This window comes from Hyphococcus lacteus, assembly GCF_041058985.1.
GTDB lineage: Bacteria > Pseudomonadota > Alphaproteobacteria > Caulobacterales > Parvularculaceae > Hyphococcus > Hyphococcus lacteus.
Map to the genome: position 1 here is coordinate 2,674,243 of NZ_JBEHZE010000001.1, position 14,370 is coordinate 2,688,612.

General features: G+C 51.1%; 19 protein-coding genes. 7 read left to right on the forward strand and 12 right to left on the reverse strand.

Annotation, left to right across the window (positions count from 1 at the left end):
• Positions 1-65: 65 nt before the first annotated feature.
• A complete protein-coding gene (locus ABFZ84_RS12700) occupies positions 66-1,547 on the forward strand; it encodes a sigma-54-dependent transcriptional regulator (protein WP_369314390.1) in 1,482 nt (493 codons plus the stop codon).
• A gap of 8 nt (positions 1,548-1,555) precedes the next feature.
• On the opposite strand, the gene ABFZ84_RS12705 is transcribed toward ABFZ84_RS12700, so the two are convergent.
• From ABFZ84_RS12705 to ABFZ84_RS12725, 5 genes are all read right to left on the reverse strand, one after another.
• Complete coding sequence (locus tag ABFZ84_RS12705; RefSeq protein WP_369314391.1) at positions 1,556-1,822, reverse strand: DUF2312 domain-containing protein; 267 nt, start codon at positions 1,820-1,822, stop codon at positions 1,556-1,558.
• A 114-nt stretch (positions 1,823-1,936) separates the two neighbouring features.
• Positions 1,937-2,494, reverse strand: a complete 558-nt coding sequence (locus tag ABFZ84_RS12710; RefSeq protein ID WP_369314392.1) for a tetratricopeptide repeat protein — start codon at positions 2,492-2,494, stop codon at positions 1,937-1,939.
• A gap of 66 nt (positions 2,495-2,560) precedes the next feature.
• Positions 2,561-2,686 (reverse strand): type B 50S ribosomal protein L36, encoded by a 126-nt coding sequence (gene ykgO, locus ABFZ84_RS12715; protein ID WP_369314393.1) that lies wholly within the window; start codon positions 2,684-2,686, stop codon positions 2,561-2,563.
• A gap of 91 nt (positions 2,687-2,777) precedes the next feature.
• Positions 2,778-3,467 (reverse strand): RES family NAD+ phosphorylase, encoded by a 690-nt coding sequence (locus ABFZ84_RS12720; RefSeq protein ID WP_369314394.1) that lies wholly within the window; start codon positions 3,465-3,467, stop codon positions 2,778-2,780.
• 4 nt (positions 3,468-3,471) lie between these two features.
• Entirely contained in the window at positions 3,472-3,900 is a 429-nt protein-coding gene (locus ABFZ84_RS12725; protein WP_369314395.1) for an antitoxin Xre/MbcA/ParS toxin-binding domain-containing protein, read from the reverse strand.
• A gap of 365 nt (positions 3,901-4,265) precedes the next feature.
• On the opposite strand from ABFZ84_RS12725, the gene ABFZ84_RS12730 reads away from it, so the two are divergent.
• Together ABFZ84_RS12730 and ABFZ84_RS12735 are read left to right on the forward strand one after the other, a co-directional pair.
• Positions 4,266-4,565: a type II toxin-antitoxin system TacA family antitoxin gene (locus tag ABFZ84_RS12730; protein ID WP_369314396.1), complete on the forward strand. Its 300-nt coding sequence runs from the start codon at positions 4,266-4,268 to the stop codon at positions 4,563-4,565.
• Complete coding sequence (locus tag ABFZ84_RS12735) at positions 4,553-5,074, forward strand: GNAT family N-acetyltransferase (protein ID WP_369314397.1); 522 nt, start codon at positions 4,553-4,555, stop codon at positions 5,072-5,074. The genes ABFZ84_RS12730 and ABFZ84_RS12735 overlap by 13 nt, the downstream gene beginning before the upstream one ends.
• A 4-nt stretch (positions 5,075-5,078) precedes the next feature.
• Here ABFZ84_RS12735 and ABFZ84_RS12740 read toward each other — a convergent pair whose 3' ends face one another.
• The 4 genes from ABFZ84_RS12740 to ABFZ84_RS12755 form a co-directional block, all read right to left on the reverse strand.
• The gene (locus tag ABFZ84_RS12740) at positions 5,079-5,747 is read right to left on the reverse strand and encodes a carbonic anhydrase (RefSeq protein WP_369314398.1); all 669 of its coding nucleotides are present in this window, start codon (positions 5,745-5,747) and stop codon (positions 5,079-5,081) included.
• A 98-nt stretch (positions 5,748-5,845) separates the two neighbouring features.
• Positions 5,846-6,457 carry a urate hydroxylase PuuD gene (locus tag ABFZ84_RS12745; RefSeq protein ID WP_369314399.1) on the reverse strand — a complete coding sequence of 204 codons (612 nt, stop codon included), beginning with the start codon at positions 6,455-6,457 and terminating at the stop codon, positions 5,846-5,848.
• Between the two features lie 158 nt (positions 6,458-6,615).
• Positions 6,616-6,819, reverse strand: a complete 204-nt coding sequence (locus ABFZ84_RS12750; protein WP_369314585.1) for a GDCCVxC domain-containing (seleno)protein — start codon at positions 6,817-6,819, stop codon at positions 6,616-6,618.
• Positions 6,820-6,821: 2 nt separating this feature from the next.
• Positions 6,822-7,184, reverse strand: coding sequence for a mercuric transporter MerT family protein (locus tag ABFZ84_RS12755; protein ID WP_369314400.1), 363 nt, complete (start codon positions 7,182-7,184; stop codon positions 6,822-6,824).
• A gap of 42 nt (positions 7,185-7,226) precedes the next feature.
• Here ABFZ84_RS12755 and ABFZ84_RS12760 point away from each other — a divergent pair, with 42 nt between their 5' ends.
• Positions 7,227-7,628: a MerR family transcriptional regulator gene (locus ABFZ84_RS12760; RefSeq protein WP_369314401.1), complete on the forward strand. Its 402-nt coding sequence runs from the start codon at positions 7,227-7,229 to the stop codon at positions 7,626-7,628.
• Between the two features lie 9 nt (positions 7,629-7,637).
• On the opposite strand, the gene ABFZ84_RS12765 is transcribed toward ABFZ84_RS12760, so the two are convergent.
• Positions 7,638-8,621, reverse strand: a complete 984-nt coding sequence (locus ABFZ84_RS12765; RefSeq protein ID WP_369314402.1) for a hypothetical protein — start codon at positions 8,619-8,621, stop codon at positions 7,638-7,640.
• Positions 8,622-8,772: 151 nt separating this feature from the next.
• Here ABFZ84_RS12765 and hutI point away from each other — a divergent pair, with 151 nt between their 5' ends.
• The 3 genes from hutI (at position 8,773) to ABFZ84_RS12780 (ending at position 12,268) form a co-directional block, all read left to right on the forward strand.
• Positions 8,773-9,981 carry an imidazolonepropionase gene (gene hutI / locus ABFZ84_RS12770; RefSeq protein ID WP_369314403.1) on the forward strand — a complete coding sequence of 403 codons (1,209 nt, stop codon included), beginning with the start codon at positions 8,773-8,775 and terminating at the stop codon, positions 9,979-9,981.
• A gap of 368 nt (positions 9,982-10,349) precedes the next feature.
• Positions 10,350-11,294 (forward strand): diacylglycerol kinase family protein, encoded by a 945-nt coding sequence (locus ABFZ84_RS12775; protein ID WP_369314404.1) that lies wholly within the window; start codon positions 10,350-10,352, stop codon positions 11,292-11,294.
• The gene (locus tag ABFZ84_RS12780; protein WP_369314405.1) at positions 11,294-12,268 is read left to right on the forward strand and encodes a hypothetical protein; all 975 of its coding nucleotides are present in this window, start codon (positions 11,294-11,296) and stop codon (positions 12,266-12,268) included. Before ABFZ84_RS12775 ends, ABFZ84_RS12780 begins: the two co-directional genes overlap by 1 nt.
• Here the strand turns inward: ABFZ84_RS12780 and ABFZ84_RS12785 are convergent.
• A complete protein-coding gene (locus tag ABFZ84_RS12785) occupies positions 12,265-13,125 on the reverse strand; it encodes an N-acyl homoserine lactonase family protein (protein WP_369314406.1) in 861 nt (286 codons plus the stop codon). The two genes, ABFZ84_RS12780 and ABFZ84_RS12785, sit on opposite strands and share 4 nt — an antisense overlap.
• A 229-nt stretch (positions 13,126-13,354) precedes the next feature.
• Positions 13,355-14,143 carry a DUF7683 domain-containing protein gene (locus tag ABFZ84_RS12790; protein WP_369314407.1) on the reverse strand — a complete coding sequence of 263 codons (789 nt, stop codon included), beginning with the start codon at positions 14,141-14,143 and terminating at the stop codon, positions 13,355-13,357.
• Positions 14,144-14,370: the final 227 nt, after the last annotated feature.

Here is a 14,370-nt window from a genome sequence, read left to right on the forward strand (position 1 = left end):
ACCGATCTTTACTCTGTGGGTCCATTTTCTCCTGAATATTTCAATCTCAGAAGGGCCTGCCACTCATGGTGAAAACGGTTTTAATCGTAGATGACGATCCCACCCAACGCCGCCTTATGCGCGCCGTATGCGAGAAAGCAGGTTATCCAGTATTAGAATCTGCTGACGGCGAAAGCGCCCTCTCCTTGCTGCAAAGCCAACAAGGACAAGACATCGCATTGATCATGCTTGATCTGCGTATGCCCGGTCTTGGCGGCATGGAAACGCTAAAACGCGCAAAATCCTTCCGCGAAGAATTGCCGGTGATCGTTCTAACCGCGCAAGGCGGCATCGACACCGTCGTTGAAGCCATGCAAAGCGGCGCCGCCGATTTCTTTGTAAAGCCTGCGTCGCCCGAACGCGTGATTGTTTCTATAAAGAATGCTTTGAATTTGACGACACTTCAGGGCGAAGTATCGCGCCTCAAACGCAAACGCGAAGGCGCGATGGGTTTTGAAGATCTCATCGGCGAAAGTGGCGCACTGCGCCATGTAACGCGCCTTGGGGAACGCGCCGCTGTTTCGAACATTCCAATTTTGATTACAGGCGAGTCCGGTACGGGTAAGGAAATGATCGCCCGCGCCATTCAAGGATCGTCAGACCGCGCGGGTCGTCCGTTCATCACAGTCAACTGCGGCGCCATTCCGGAAAATCTAGTTGAAAGCATTTTGTTCGGTCACGAAAAAGGGTCTTTTACTGGTGCAAACGCCAAACATATTGGTAAATTTCAGGAGGCCAATGGCGGCACGATCTTCCTCGACGAGGTTGGCGAATTGCCCGCTGATATGCAGGTCAAATTGCTGCGCGTGCTTCAAGAAGGCGAAGTCGATGCGATTGGCTCTAAACGTCCAACCAAGGTCGATGTTCGCGTAATTTCCGCAACCAATCGCGAGCTAGGCGAAGAAGTCAAAAATGGTCGCTTCCGCGAAGATTTATTTTACCGTCTCAACGTCTTCCCGATTGAGATCCCATCATTGCGTGATCGCCGTGAAGACATCCCCGCGCTAATCGAGCATTTCATCCATCGCTATAATGCCGAAGAACGCCGCGACGTTCGCGGTGTACGTAACGAAGTGTTGGAAGTGCTTTGCGAATATAACTGGCAGGGCAATGTGCGGCAGTTGGAAAACACTATTTTCCGCGCTGTTGTACTGGCCGAAAACCCATATCTCTCTGCCGAAGACTTTCCGCAAATGGCGGATGAGTTCAAAGCCGCAGGCATCGAAGCTGGCCCGCCGCTATTGTCAAACGATAGCGATAGCAGCACAGAACAGCCACCTAAACTGAGCAATTTGATCTCGCCCACAGAGACCAATGATGCCGTAGCGATTTTTGATCGCGCCGGTCATTTGCGGTCACTGCAAGAAATCGAAAAAGACCTCATCGCTCTTGCGATTGATACCTATGAAGGCAAGATGTCCGAAGTCGCCCGTCGCCTCGGCATGGGGCGCTCGACGCTCTATCGCAAATTGCGGGAGCATGATCTGGAAGTTAAGCGCGCAAGTTAATTGTGCGCTTACGCTTCACCAAGGGCCGCTAGATAAAGATCAAGCATCGCTTCTTGTTCTTGGCGGTCCGCTTTTTCCATTTTGCGAATACGCACAACCTGGCGCAGGGTTTTGACATCATAGCCGTCGCTTTTGGCTTCGGCATACACTTCTTTGATGTCATTCATGATGGCGGCTTTGTCTTCTTCCAGACGCTCAACCCGCTCAATGAACGACCGCAGTCGGTCTGCCGCAATGGTGGTTACGCCTTCTACACTCGCCGATCCGTCCGCCACGTGCACACTCCCTTACAATTAATCATGACACGGATAAAATATCCGCATGCTTAATCTATAGGTTTAGGATTGGCCGCCTGTAAGGCCAAGCACGAACGACGTCAGTGGGGAAAATTAAATTTCTTGACCGTCAATTTCACGGCGGAGCTGACGCGCCCGATCACGGGCATTTTCGTCATGAGGATTCCACTCAAGCGCCTTTTGGAACATGTCATAAGCTTCGCGCTTAGCGCCGCCGGCCAACAAAATCTCCGCCAGCGTTGTGCGCACCACAAATTGCCGTGGCTCCAACTCTAGTGCGCGGGAAAAGTCCTCTATGGCCCCGGCCCGATCATTTTGGGTTAAACGCACAGACCCGCGCAGCGCATAGCTTTGGGCAAAATTCGGCGCGAGGCCGACAATATGATCGAGAAGCGTAAGCGAGAGATCAAACGCACCATTATTGGCGCTTAGTTCCGCCCGCACATACAAAAGATCCACCGTATCGCTTTGGGCGTCGGTCCAGATCTCAATGATTCGGGAGACATTTTCTTCAGCGCGGATCGCGTCGCCCACGCGCAATTCTTCGAACAAATGATCAAGGCGCGGGTCCGTCTGGTCCGCAAATGCAGGAACAGCCGCAAAAACGGTTAGCAAAAAGCTGGAGAAAAGAGCACAAAGGCGCATTCGCATAGGCGAAAGCCTACCGCGTAAGTCATTAAAATCCAAGGAAAAACCTAGCTGACAAGGTGTCAGGGATTAGGCCTGTTTGGCCTTAAAACGACGCTGCGTTTTATTGATCACATAAAGGCGGCCCTTGCGCCGGACGACCTGACAATCTTTGTGTCGGTTTTTCAACGACTTAAGGGAACTGCGGACTTTCATGAGACTAGCTTTCAATTCGTGCGTGAGCGGCGGAAAATAATCAAAGCGACGGCCTGTGTCAACCGCTACGCCCCGTTTCGCGGGCAATCACTTAAGGAAAGTCCACATTGGTCAGCTTGAGCACGGTTAATTCGCCCGCCGCGTCCCAGACATATTCGAAATGCTCGCCCTGCTCGATAGGTAAAGGCACCGCCGTCGGCCGGAAAATACAGATATTCTCGCCGCCATCACGCCGAACCGAATCATAGACCAGCGCATCCACCGGCTTTTCGGAAAATGGCCAGCGATGATTAAGGGCAAATAGCTGAGACCCCGCATAGTCGTCTTTGTCGTAAAGCACCGGGTCATCGACCCCGCGCAAATCGAGGCAGCGCATATCCACATTCACCACCAGTTCGCGTAACTGAATCCGGTTCGGGAACCCAGCATCCGACATCCGCAAGCGTCGCTCATTATGATAGACCGTCTCGGCAATCGCTGTTCGCTGATCAAGTGCCGCATACCATGCCCCGAGCCGCGATGTATTGAAACGTCCACCACTATCAGAGCAATGCAGAAACGCCGCCATGGCGATTGACGCGGTCGGGCCAGTCACCACCCCGCCCTCGGGCAGCGCCGCCAATCGCCGATAGGGTTGCAACCGGCCATTGGTCATGGCTTCGAGTTCAAACGCCACGCGCAACTCGTCTTCGTTTTCCGCGATGTCTTCAAAAACACCAATGGTCGGATAGCGACTGGCGATGATCCGGTGTGTGCGTGATGTAACCTTGCTCGACTTCACGGGGTTACTTCATGCCCCGCCACGCATCGAGATAACGCCGCACCGCGTAAAGGTCGTTGATGCTGCCTTGGGTCATCCGGTCGAGCGGCGGGCGGCCAGCAAATTCAAACTCGTGGTTATTGGCCTTGAGCCAGCGGACCGCATTATCGTCGGAGGCGAAGACCAGCCGCAATCCTTTTAAGGTACCGAGCACCAGCGAAATACGCTCTAGCTGATCGCGCGTGAGCGAGGTCACACTGCCCTTTTGCCAGTTGTAATAGGTCTGTTTCGACACATCCCCGAGGATCGCCCGGCGCTGATCGACCGTAAGACCCCAAAGATCCGCCACCTTAAAGAACAACTTGATCGCGGGTGCAGACATGCGTTTGCGCTCGTCCGGCTCACGAAGGGCCAGATTGTCGTCTGCGGGGGCGTCGAGCACGGTCGCGCTCATGGGATTCACCTCATGGTCTATTTATGGACTATATATACATATTTAGACTATTTTTGCAAGATCAGCGCCATTTGTTAGATCAGCAACTGGTGCCACCCCCCAAAAGATTCACAATGTCAAAGAGCCGACCCCAGCCGGGCAATGCTCGCCGGTGCCTGGCGCTGTGATGGGTCGTAATGCGTTTACGGGGTGATTTACCGCCGCCTTTGGTCCGGGCCCTATCCAGCACGAACCGCACTATAGGCCCACCCAGAACCACGGGGATATCTATCCACCAAATGCGGGCTTGAGGGTGATTGTATTGACATCGTCCATACAAATCGCCATTATGGAGCATGGACAATGTCCATACGAAAGGATTGCGCATGCTCTCGGCCGATAAAAAACATCCCACTGAATCCAGCGACGCGGTGAAAATTCAACTCCGCGCGCCCAAAATTGTACGCGATAAGATCGACGAGGCTGCTGCGCTTCAACATATTTCACGCACCGAATTCATGCTCAGAGCAGCGTCTTCGGCTGCCGAAGACGCGCTTTTGGATCGGCGCTTGTTTGCGTTGGATGAAGACCAGTTTCAATCCTTTGAAACCGCGCTTACGGCCCCTCTTCCGAAAACCGCAAATCTGGAAACCTTGTTGGCTAAAAAACCGGCATGGGAACGATAGACGCCGATCAGCCTGACGTCGTCGCTGCGCCGGAGAGAATATCTTCTGCGCATAATTTTGATAATTTCGACTGCGGAAATGAAGCCCTGAATAATTGGGTTCAAAAACGCGCACTCGCAAACAACAGTCGCACCAGCCAAACTTTCGTCATCCAACAAAATGACAGGGTAATCGGTTATTACTCATTAGCGGCAGGGTCCATCGACCGGTCGAGCGCCGCAAAAAAACTAAGCCGCAATTCTGTTGATCCGATACCGGTGATCGTGCTGGCCCGGCTCGCCATCGATAAAGCGCACCATGGCAAAGGTCTGGGCGCTGATTTATTGCGAGACGCGTTATTGCGCTCTGTAAGAGCATCTGAGGACGTGGGCATCCGCGCGATCCTCGTTCACGCAATCGACGACGATGCAGTCACATTTTACAAGCGTTTTGATTTCCTAGAATCGCCCATCCAGCCAAGAACGCTGATGCTGCCCCTCGACGCCGTTGCGGCGCTATTACCGCGCTAGGCAGTCACCCCCCACATCCATCTTTCGTTGCGAGGGCGGCCATTTCGGCCGCATAGCGAATATCGACAGGTTGGAATTTGCCGCTGGCGTCGTCATAGGAATCTACGCCACCGGATTTGATGTCATAGACCCAACCGTGAAGTTGGATGTCGCCCTTCTCTATTCGTGTCATAATAGCCGGATGGGTTTTAAGATGCGCAAGCTGGAGGATAACATTCTGTTCCGTGAGCATTGCGATCCGCGCATCTTCGTCCAGGTCTTTGCCATGCTCGCGCACATAGTCGAGCGCGCCGGTGGCAAACCCGAGCCATTCACGAATATGGGGCATATCAGCCGATAGCGCGGGTTTCATCAACGCGGCCATCGCGCCGCAACCCGTGTGACCACAAATCACAACATGCGGTACATTAAGCGCTGCCACCGCGAACTCGATAGACGCCGTGTTCCCGCCCGCATTGACCACATGGGGCGGCACAATATTGCCGGCGTTTCTAACGATGAATAATTCGCCCGGTTCAGTTTGGGTGATCATTGCGGTTTCGATCCGCGAGTCGGAACAGGTAATGAATAACGCCTCTGGTGTTTGCCCCTCTGCCAGTTTTTCAAACAACGCTCGTTTTTCGGGAAAGACTTCGTTTTGGAAACGAACAACACCGGCGGCAAAACGAGGCATAGCAAACTCCTGAAATTACCCTTTTCCCATAAGGTTAGGGCCGACATTTTGTCAATGTCGGCCCCGCACGCAACTACGTGTTATCCCGCCGCACCCAATCAGAGATTTTGAGCAGCAACCATGGCAAATAACATCGGGATCGAAAGAACCGTGTTCGTCCGTGAAAAGAGCATCGCCGTTCGGCCCGCCGCCGCTTTTGCGTCGGGCGCTAGGTCAGGATATTTGTTGTCGATGTTCAGGGCTTTTTGCTGGTTCGGCCAGATAACGAACCAGACATTGAACCACATGATAATGCCCATCCACATGCCAATGCCCAAAAGCACGTGGTTACGGATAGCAAAACCATCAACCGCACCAAGCGTCAGTACATTGACGATATAGCCGTTCAACATCGCAAGGATGAGCCCGGTAACGATCGTTGACATCGCACCCCAGCGGAACCACCAAAGCGCTTTCGGCGCGATGTGCTTACCGACTGCGGGTTTTTGATCATCGGGGATCGATGGCATCAATGGAATTTGGACAAAGTTGAAATACCACAACAACCCAATCCACATGACTCCAGAAAGCACATGCAGCCAACGGAACAAAAACCGCGTATAATTACCGTCAAACGCGCCGCCCATCAGCATGTATAAAATCGCAAGCAGGATCGCGAGCACAAAGCCCGTTATCACCGCATTGCGTAAATTAGAGAGAATGCCCGCCATTGTTCCGTCTCCTGTTCAGTTTTGTTTTTTTTGAAACGCAACACTTTTTAGAAACGCAAATTAGAAACGCAAAATTGTCCGGATACCGCAACAAGATATCCGGACTAAATTACATTTAACCGTGAATCGGCGGCATTAGGCAAGCAAAGGATGTTTTCTTAACAGGATCTTCCTTCTTGTATCGACGGACATTTAACATCCCCGAATGAACAATAGACGCAGCAATCTCCGGCCATCGGTTTTAATACCGCACGGCACCCTTCACAATCATAAAAATACTGACACGCGTCCGCGGGCATAGAATTCGTTGATTTATGACCGCATTCAGGACAGGTTATTGTAGATTTAAATTCGATTTCCAAGCTCATACCTCAATCCACCGTACGATGCTTCCTTCAAAGAAGGGGAGTAAAATCGCCAATATGGTGAACAAACTTGCTATTATCAGTAAACAAATCATTGCACCACTAGGACGCCGCCCATTTCGATAGACCGCAAGAAAACTCAAGCCTACTAACCCTATAGAAACAGCGGTTAAGTAAGGCTTCGCCGCCGAAAATAATGCCAAATTTCCGATTACAGCCGAACCCAATCCTAGATTGATAAGCACAAGCGGTAAAATACAACAGGATGCACCGACAACCGCGAACGTCGCGGCAATTAGACCACCGCCCGCAAAAAACCTGCCCATAAATTTTGATTTTTTAGACTCGATATTTTTTTTCATTTTGCGATACTACAACCTGTAGTAACTACAGGTTCAAGAAAAATGTCGGACAACCAAATCACAATCGGGCGATTGAGCAATTCCACCGGCGTCAACATCGAAACTATTAGATATTATGAAAAAATAGGGATATTGCCGATACCCCACCGCTCCGCGGGTGGCCATCGGCTTTATAACCGTTTTGAATCTGATCGTCTCAAGTTCATCCGACGCTGTCGGAAGCTCGGGTTCTCTTTGGATGAAGTTCGCACGCTTCTCCGTGTCGGTGATGATCAGTTCTCATGCGATACGGTCAAAAAAATTACCGAAAATCAAATTAAGTCCATACGGACGCGCATACGTGATTTACGGAAATTAGAAAAACGTTTGGTCGAGCTAGCCGATCAATGCAACACGAATGATAATACATCCTGTCCGATGATCAATGCACTTTACCAATCTTAATTATCAAGGTTATTTCTCGACCTTTTTGTCGTTTACATAAACGCTGCCGCCGCCCGCGCGGGTAATCCGCCCCGTGACGCTATTCATACGGACTTCCGCAGAGCCATAAAGCTTAAGGTCTGGTTGTGTCACTGCACCGCCGAAAAACACGAGACCCGAACCATCAATGATCGCCCGCAACTTGTCGGCACCGCCAGCTTTAACCATCACTGCACCGGACCCCGCGATACGCGCCGTCATCGGGCCATCCACCCGGGTAGATCGCACAAGACCGGAACCGGCGATAGAAACATCAAACATCCCATCAATATCGCCGAGCACCACATCCCCCGGCCCGGCAATATCGACATCAACGATAGACGCATCCCCGACGCGCACATCAGCATCGCCCGATACATCAATTTCCAATCCGCCCCTGACATTACCCATCACGAGACGCGAACCGTGAACAACGCCAATGACAGCCTCCTCGACATCGCTCGTCTCGCCATAAACATAACACGCATCAAGTTTAAGCGCGCCGCCGAGACGTTCCATCGCGAGCTTAATCCGTGCATCAATAAATTCGACATTTCCCTCATAGGGCATCAAAATTTCGATTGTTGGATATTCCGCAAACAGGCCCTCATCCACCGGCTCGCCAGTGGTTAGCTTTCGACCTTCACGCGGGTGGAACTCGCGATTGATACGATTATCACAGCAATTACGGTCGCCATCATTTTTCCAGCGCTCGCCAGTGATGATGACGGTTCCATCTTTTTCCTCAACCATAACTTGATGATAGGTTTTGCCTTGACGGATCACGATGTCGATCTCGTCGCCGCTGGTCGTTTTGATCTCAATAGTGCCCGTCACGTCCCGTAATGACACATCCGCCGCCGAAAAAGTTTCCGCATTTGAGACACTTGTTAGCGCTAAGCCCCCCACGCAAATGACCGCAAAGCGGCTGAATAGCTGGCGAAAGGTCGATATTTGCGAAATTCCAAAAAGCATGGCGTCACCTGGTTTCCGTTCCCACTGCCGAATGATACCTCGTCGGCGGAATGAACTCAGCAAAAACTACGCCGAAATGCCGGAATTACGTTTTATGGGCACTGGTGATCTATATTGGCCATAAAAAGACGAATGGGGATACACTGACCGAATGTGGGATAAGATCTATATCAACGCAGTGCTCGCGACCATGGACGGGAATGCCCCTTATGGCCTGATTGAGCGCGGTGCATTGGCCATCGAACAAGGCAAAATCAGTTTTATCGGCACCATGGACAGTCTGACTGGGGCGGCGGATAGCTTGGCCCACGAAGTCATTGATCTTAGTGGGCGGTTGATCACGCCGGGATTGATTGATTGCCATACACATTTGATTTTTGGTGGTGATCGCTCCGGTGAATTCGAAGCCCGGCTATTGGGCAAAAGCTATGAAGAAATTGCCAAGGCTGGCGGCGGTATCATCTCTACGGTGCGTGCCACGCGAGAAGCCAGCGAGGCAGAGCTTGTGGCCCTCGCCCTACCACGGCTTGATGCATTCATTGCCGAAGGCGTTACCACCATCGAGATTAAATCCGGCTACGGACTGACGGTCAAAGACGAGATAAAAATGCTGCGTGCCGCACGGCAACTAGAACACGAACGCCCGATCCGGGTGCGCAAGACCTTACTTGCGGCCCATGCCGTGCCGCCAGAATTTAAGGGTAATGCGGATGGTTATATTGATCTGGTGTGCAACGAAATTATGCCCGCCGCCCATGCCGAAGGATTAGTCGATGCAGTCGATGGGTTTTGCGAAGGTATTGGGTTTTCGACCCAACAGATTGAACGGGTTTTTGAAACAGCAAAGACCCTTGGCTTACCGATAAAGCTTCATGCGGAACAACTATCTGATCTTGGCGGTGCGCGCCTCGCCGCCAAATATGGTGGGCTTTCCGCAGATCACCTTGAATATCTCTCGCCGCAAGATACGCAAATTTTGGCCAATGCGGGAACGGTGGCCGTGCTGCTTCCCGGCGCATTTTATTACCTGCGCGAGACCAAACTACCGCCCATCAAAGCGCTGCGTGACGCAGGCGCCCACATGGCCATCGCCACTGATTGCAATCCGGGCACATCGCCAATGACCTCGGTCCTGTTGGCGATGAATATGTGTTGCACTTTATTTCAACTGACACCCGAAGAGGCCCTAGCCGGCACGACTTGTCATGCCGCACGCGCCCTTGGTCTTGATGATTGTGGCATGCTAAAATCGGGTTTTCGCGCAGATTTGGCCATTTGGGATATTCATCACCCGGCGTCATTGGCCTATACTATTGGTCATAACTCCCTGAAAGTAAGAGCGTTTTCTGGCTCTGACTAACGCGCCCATGATGCGGGCAAAAGCGATGACCAGTTTTTGTGCGATCACGCCGCAAACCAAGCCAGAGTGAAAAAATCAAGCACGCACAGTGTGCGTCTAAACTGAACGTGAATAAACGGGAGCTGTAATTTCCACACGCCATACCTAAATGGCGATTGCTAAGTTGCGGAATTCAGTGGATAAATATGTCCAAAATGTGACAAATCGATTTTGTCGCATTGGCCGACTTTGGGCTGACGGGGCAAGGCGAAATACGCTGCAAGGGGTTGCGAGAAATCGCAATTAGGCTGCACGGTCGCCGCCTCATAAACGATGGCTAATACCAATCTGGTGGCGTAGCGCCGCAAGATGCTTACGGGATGTGCGCGATGTCTACCGCATCGATGATTATAAATTCTAAAAGTACGCGTAGCGCATTGCTCGCCGATGATCTGCTCTACGTTTCAAAGCGGCATCCGAATATCCGGCCCTATGTGCTTGAACAATTCGAAGATCTGGTCCCGGCCTTAGATGATATCGAAAAAGGCGACTCCGATACGTTGATCCTTTGTGGCGGCGACGGAACAATGCAAGCCACAATCACCAATGCGATTAACCGCCGGCGTTTTGACCGCCAACCCAACTATGTCGCCTTGCCTTGCGGCATGACCAATGTGATCGCCAATGATTGTGGCCTTCAGGGTCCGCCCGCAACATCGCTTGATAATTTCCTTTGGCGGAGAAATCGGGGCGAAATCAATCGCGTTGAACGTCCGCTCATCGGGATGCAATTATCAGAGCGGCAAGACCCGATTTATGGGTTCTTTCTCGGGGCTGGACTTTTTCATACTGCGGTCCATTTCAGCCGTCAGAATGTTCAGAAAATGGGCGCCAAAAGCTCGCTCGCGGTTGCACTGACCACAGCTGGATTCATCCTGAAAACAGCATTTGATAATTCCGGTGGCCCATCACCATTGATGACCCAAATTCGCGATGAAAATGGCGAGTTGCAGGATCGTGACCTTTCGATGCTGTTGCTGACCACGCTGAACCGTTTATCCGCCGGTATCTTTCCGTTCTGGGGCGAAGGCGAAGACCCAATGAACGTAATGGCCATCGATTATCCGCGAAAGCGTTTCTTGCGCGCCGCCATCAATGTGGTCGCAGGCCGCAAGGTGCCCTGGCTTTCAGATAGCGGATATCATAGCTGGAAAAGCCAAGAAATGCGCCTGCGGTTTGATGGGCCTGTTGTCTTTGACGGTGAGATTTTTCACACCAACCCCGAAGAAGACTTGATCCTCAAAGTTTCCGAAAAAGCTGCGTTCCTCACATAATGACAACCGAGTATGATGATAGTGCGGAGAACAATGATCCGCATACAGCCCTGTGCGCACGCATAGAAAAGGTTTCTGCGCCATCAATGAGCTCGGCAGCGAAACACCTTCTTGATGCGTTGCTTGAAAAATTCCCCACTTCTGCGGCGCTTTTTTATGGGTCCGGTGCCAGCGTCAGCAGCCACGAAGACCCCACCAATATCATATTCGATTTCTACATCATCGGCCCATCCTATGACGCGCTATATGATTCAGGAATGCTCGGGCTCGCCAACAAAATCATGCCGCCCAATGTCTTTTATTTTGAAACGCCCTCACCCGAAGGTGTGTTGCGCGCAAAATATGCGGTTCTGACCCTCGAACATTTTGAAAAACTCGTCAGTCCAAAGACTTTTCATTCCTATTTCTGGGCGCGCTTCGCCCAACCATGCCGTATTTATGATCCCAAAAACCAAATGCGGGCTCGCCTAGAGAATGCGCTGGCACAATCTATCATCAGCTTTTGCGCCAATTCCGCTGGTCTCGTTGGCAATGAATTTACCGCAAAGGAATTATGGCTTGCCGGGCTAAATGCGTCTTACAAAGCAGAATTACGCGCCGAAGATTCTGATCGCGCCAGCAAGCTAATCGAAAGCTATGGCGATTGGGCCGCGTCAGTCACCGCCCCTGCTTTGCGTGCTGCCGGGTTTACCGTCACAACATCGGGCGAAAAACTAAAGATTTCTGAGAGCGCCAAACCCGCCGCCTTCCCATGGCGGATGCGCGCCATCGCGGGAGCCGGTTTATCAGTCGCGCGCCTACTGAAAGGCACGCAGACCTTTAATGGCGGCATTGATTACATCGCGTGGAAAATCAAACGCCATTCCGGTATAGATGTTCAAATTACGGATTGGGAGCGCAAACACCCGCTTCTTGGTGCGCCTGGCGCGGGGCTGCGCTATTACCGCCTCCGCGCCAAACAGAAAAACGCCTAATCGAGATAGGCCGGGAACTTCGGAAGCGCTTCAAAGTCTTTCATTGAATGCTGAATAACCACCCGCGCGCCATTCTCTTTCGCGATGCCTTCAAAACGGTCCATTGAGGCCAATGTATCCTCAACATCGGTGTTGAACTTTGGCACATAGCGATGTTCGCGCGACTCGTTGAGGTGATAAAGATCACCGACCAACATGACCGGACCTTCATTCGCGAGGTTGACCGTCAATGATGTATGGCCGGGCGTATGCCCCGGCATCGACAGAATAGTCACGCTTCCGTCACCGAACACATCATAATCACCAGTGAATTCGATAGTCTCAGCATTCTCTAGCGCCGCATAAGCCGCAAAGCCTTGTTCATCGGCGCGTGCATCATCTCGGAACATAAATTCGCGTTCGCTTTCGTGAACGATAAAGGTCGATCCAGCGAACTGTCCGGCACCGCCAACATGATCAAAATGCGTGTGTGACAATGACAGATATTCGATATCATCAGCCGACAAACCCAACTGATCTAACTGTGTACTGATTTTTATAGGCAGTGACACATGAAACGGACCATTCGTAATGCCGCCTTCAGCGTCATTAAGCGCATCCGGGAAACCAGCATCCCAAATCAGATCACCATCTGGATGACGAATAAGATAACATGTGGAAGCCGCTTTGTTGGTGCGGCCGTCATATTCATTGCCTTGGGTGAAGATCGAAAGATCGTTCATATCAACCCGACCACAATCAAGTGCATATAACTTAACATTGGCTGCACTCGTCGTTTCCGTATCCGTTGACGGCCCATTTTCACCCTGTCCACATGCGGCCAGCGCCAAAAATGACAAGCTCAAAAATCGTTTCATGATACCCCTCAAAAGAAATTAGGCTGGCTGTCTATCAGCATTTGCGGCGATTTCATACCGAACAAGATACTTGGTAGTGACTCAGTTTGAAATATGAACGGATGATTTCTGTCAAAACATGCACCCGACCATCACACCTCGATAGGCATATACTCGCCAGTAGACGACATTGCAATTCAATGTGTGAGTGTCTTACTTGAGGCGATTTTAGGACGCTCGTTAATTGGCCTCAGTCCTGCCAGCCAGCGGTTTGGATGAAATATTCGTAGGCCTCAAAATCAAAATCCTGACCTACAACTTTTTCAATTTGATCTTTACAGTGTCGATTGACCCGCCACGTCCCAAGAAACGGATGCTCATCGGAGAAACCCCAAATAGGTTTCAACCTTTCAAGGTAAACTGCAGGCAGGTTGATTTCGTAGCTGTCGTCAACGAACTCTTCCCCAATTTTATTTCTGCCTATATGCAAAATATTGTTAGGCAGATTGAACGCCTTATAGGGACTGGGATAATTGCTCTCGACGTATAGGTCCCTAGAACGAGCGGCATCGTCGTTATCGGTAGTGGCTTTACCAATGCCGACGTACATATGAAAATCCCAGCCAATGTGTATATAAAATTTGTCGCGCCACTCGAGTGAGGCTTCGGCAAATCCTCGAAATATCATCTGCAATACGGTGGGCATGTCTTTGTGAAGAACTATTACATCTTCAGCGAACTCAATTTCGTCGAAAGCGGGATCATACAGTGGACCACCCTCTGAGCGCAGCTTTTCTTTTTGCCATTCGTGCCCATCTACTCTTGTTAGGCGTAAATGGGGCAAGCCACTTTCTTCAAATAGTTTAATGGCCGCGTTTATATACGCACTTTCGACACGTAAACATTCTTCGATAGTAAGTACCTTCCCATCGAAGGTTTCGCCTACATCGGAATAGCATGTCCATGCACTAGGACCAATATAAGCACCACGCTCATCTCGTTGGGATTGATCGTATTTAATGATCCTGTACTCAATCATACAAACCCTTAAAACGTCACATCTTGATGCCTTACCGTAGTGAGGAAAAGGAAGTTGCGCCAGTGTCCTCCTTTTAGCGTTTTAAGACACTCACCTTTCTCATGGCGGACGGTGAAAAAGGGCCATTAGTCGTCATTTTACTCGCCGATACAGTTGGCCAGCTTCGGCCCGAACGCGGACACTGCAAGATACTTGTTTCATGTTGAATTTAGGGGTTATGAGCGCGC

What these genes read in the sequence shown, in the direction of transcription:
- ABFZ84_RS12790 (WP_369314407.1), bottom strand. Translation starts at nt 14,143, where the DNA reads ATGATTGAGTACAGGATCATTAAATACGATCAATCCCAACGAGATGAG.
- ABFZ84_RS12760 (WP_369314401.1), top strand. Translation starts at nt 7,227, where the DNA reads ATGTCGGACAACCAAATCACAATCGGGCGATTGAGCAATTCCACCGGC.
- ABFZ84_RS12735 (WP_369314397.1), top strand. Translation starts at nt 4,553, where the DNA reads ATGGGAACGATAGACGCCGATCAGCCTGACGTCGTCGCTGCGCCGGAG.
- ABFZ84_RS12775 (WP_369314404.1), top strand. Translation starts at nt 10,350, where the DNA reads ATGTCTACCGCATCGATGATTATAAATTCTAAAAGTACGCGTAGCGCA.
- ABFZ84_RS12745 (WP_369314399.1), bottom strand. Translation starts at nt 6,457, where the DNA reads ATGGCGGGCATTCTCTCTAATTTACGCAATGCGGTGATAACGGGCTTT.
- ABFZ84_RS12780 (WP_369314405.1), top strand. Translation starts at nt 11,294, where the DNA reads ATGACAACCGAGTATGATGATAGTGCGGAGAACAATGATCCGCATACA.
- ABFZ84_RS12730 (WP_369314396.1), top strand. Translation starts at nt 4,266, where the DNA reads ATGCTCTCGGCCGATAAAAAACATCCCACTGAATCCAGCGACGCGGTG.
- ABFZ84_RS12765 (WP_369314402.1), bottom strand. Translation starts at nt 8,621, where the DNA reads ATGCTTTTTGGAATTTCGCAAATATCGACCTTTCGCCAGCTATTCAGC.
- ABFZ84_RS12755 (WP_369314400.1), bottom strand. Translation starts at nt 7,184, where the DNA reads ATGAAAAAAAATATCGAGTCTAAAAAATCAAAATTTATGGGCAGGTTT.
- ykgO (WP_369314393.1), bottom strand. Translation starts at nt 2,686, where the DNA reads ATGAAAGTCCGCAGTTCCCTTAAGTCGTTGAAAAACCGACACAAAGAT.
- hutI (WP_369314403.1), top strand. Translation starts at nt 8,773, where the DNA reads ATGTGGGATAAGATCTATATCAACGCAGTGCTCGCGACCATGGACGGG.
- ABFZ84_RS12710 (WP_369314392.1), bottom strand. Translation starts at nt 2,494, where the DNA reads ATGCGAATGCGCCTTTGTGCTCTTTTCTCCAGCTTTTTGCTAACCGTT.
- ABFZ84_RS12785 (WP_369314406.1), bottom strand. Translation starts at nt 13,125, where the DNA reads ATGAAACGATTTTTGAGCTTGTCATTTTTGGCGCTGGCCGCATGTGGA.
- ABFZ84_RS12740 (WP_369314398.1), bottom strand. Translation starts at nt 5,747, where the DNA reads ATGCCTCGTTTTGCCGCCGGTGTTGTTCGTTTCCAAAACGAAGTCTTT.
- ABFZ84_RS12700 (WP_369314390.1), top strand. Translation starts at nt 66, where the DNA reads ATGGTGAAAACGGTTTTAATCGTAGATGACGATCCCACCCAACGCCGC.
- ABFZ84_RS12725 (WP_369314395.1), bottom strand. Translation starts at nt 3,900, where the DNA reads ATGAGCGCGACCGTGCTCGACGCCCCCGCAGACGACAATCTGGCCCTT.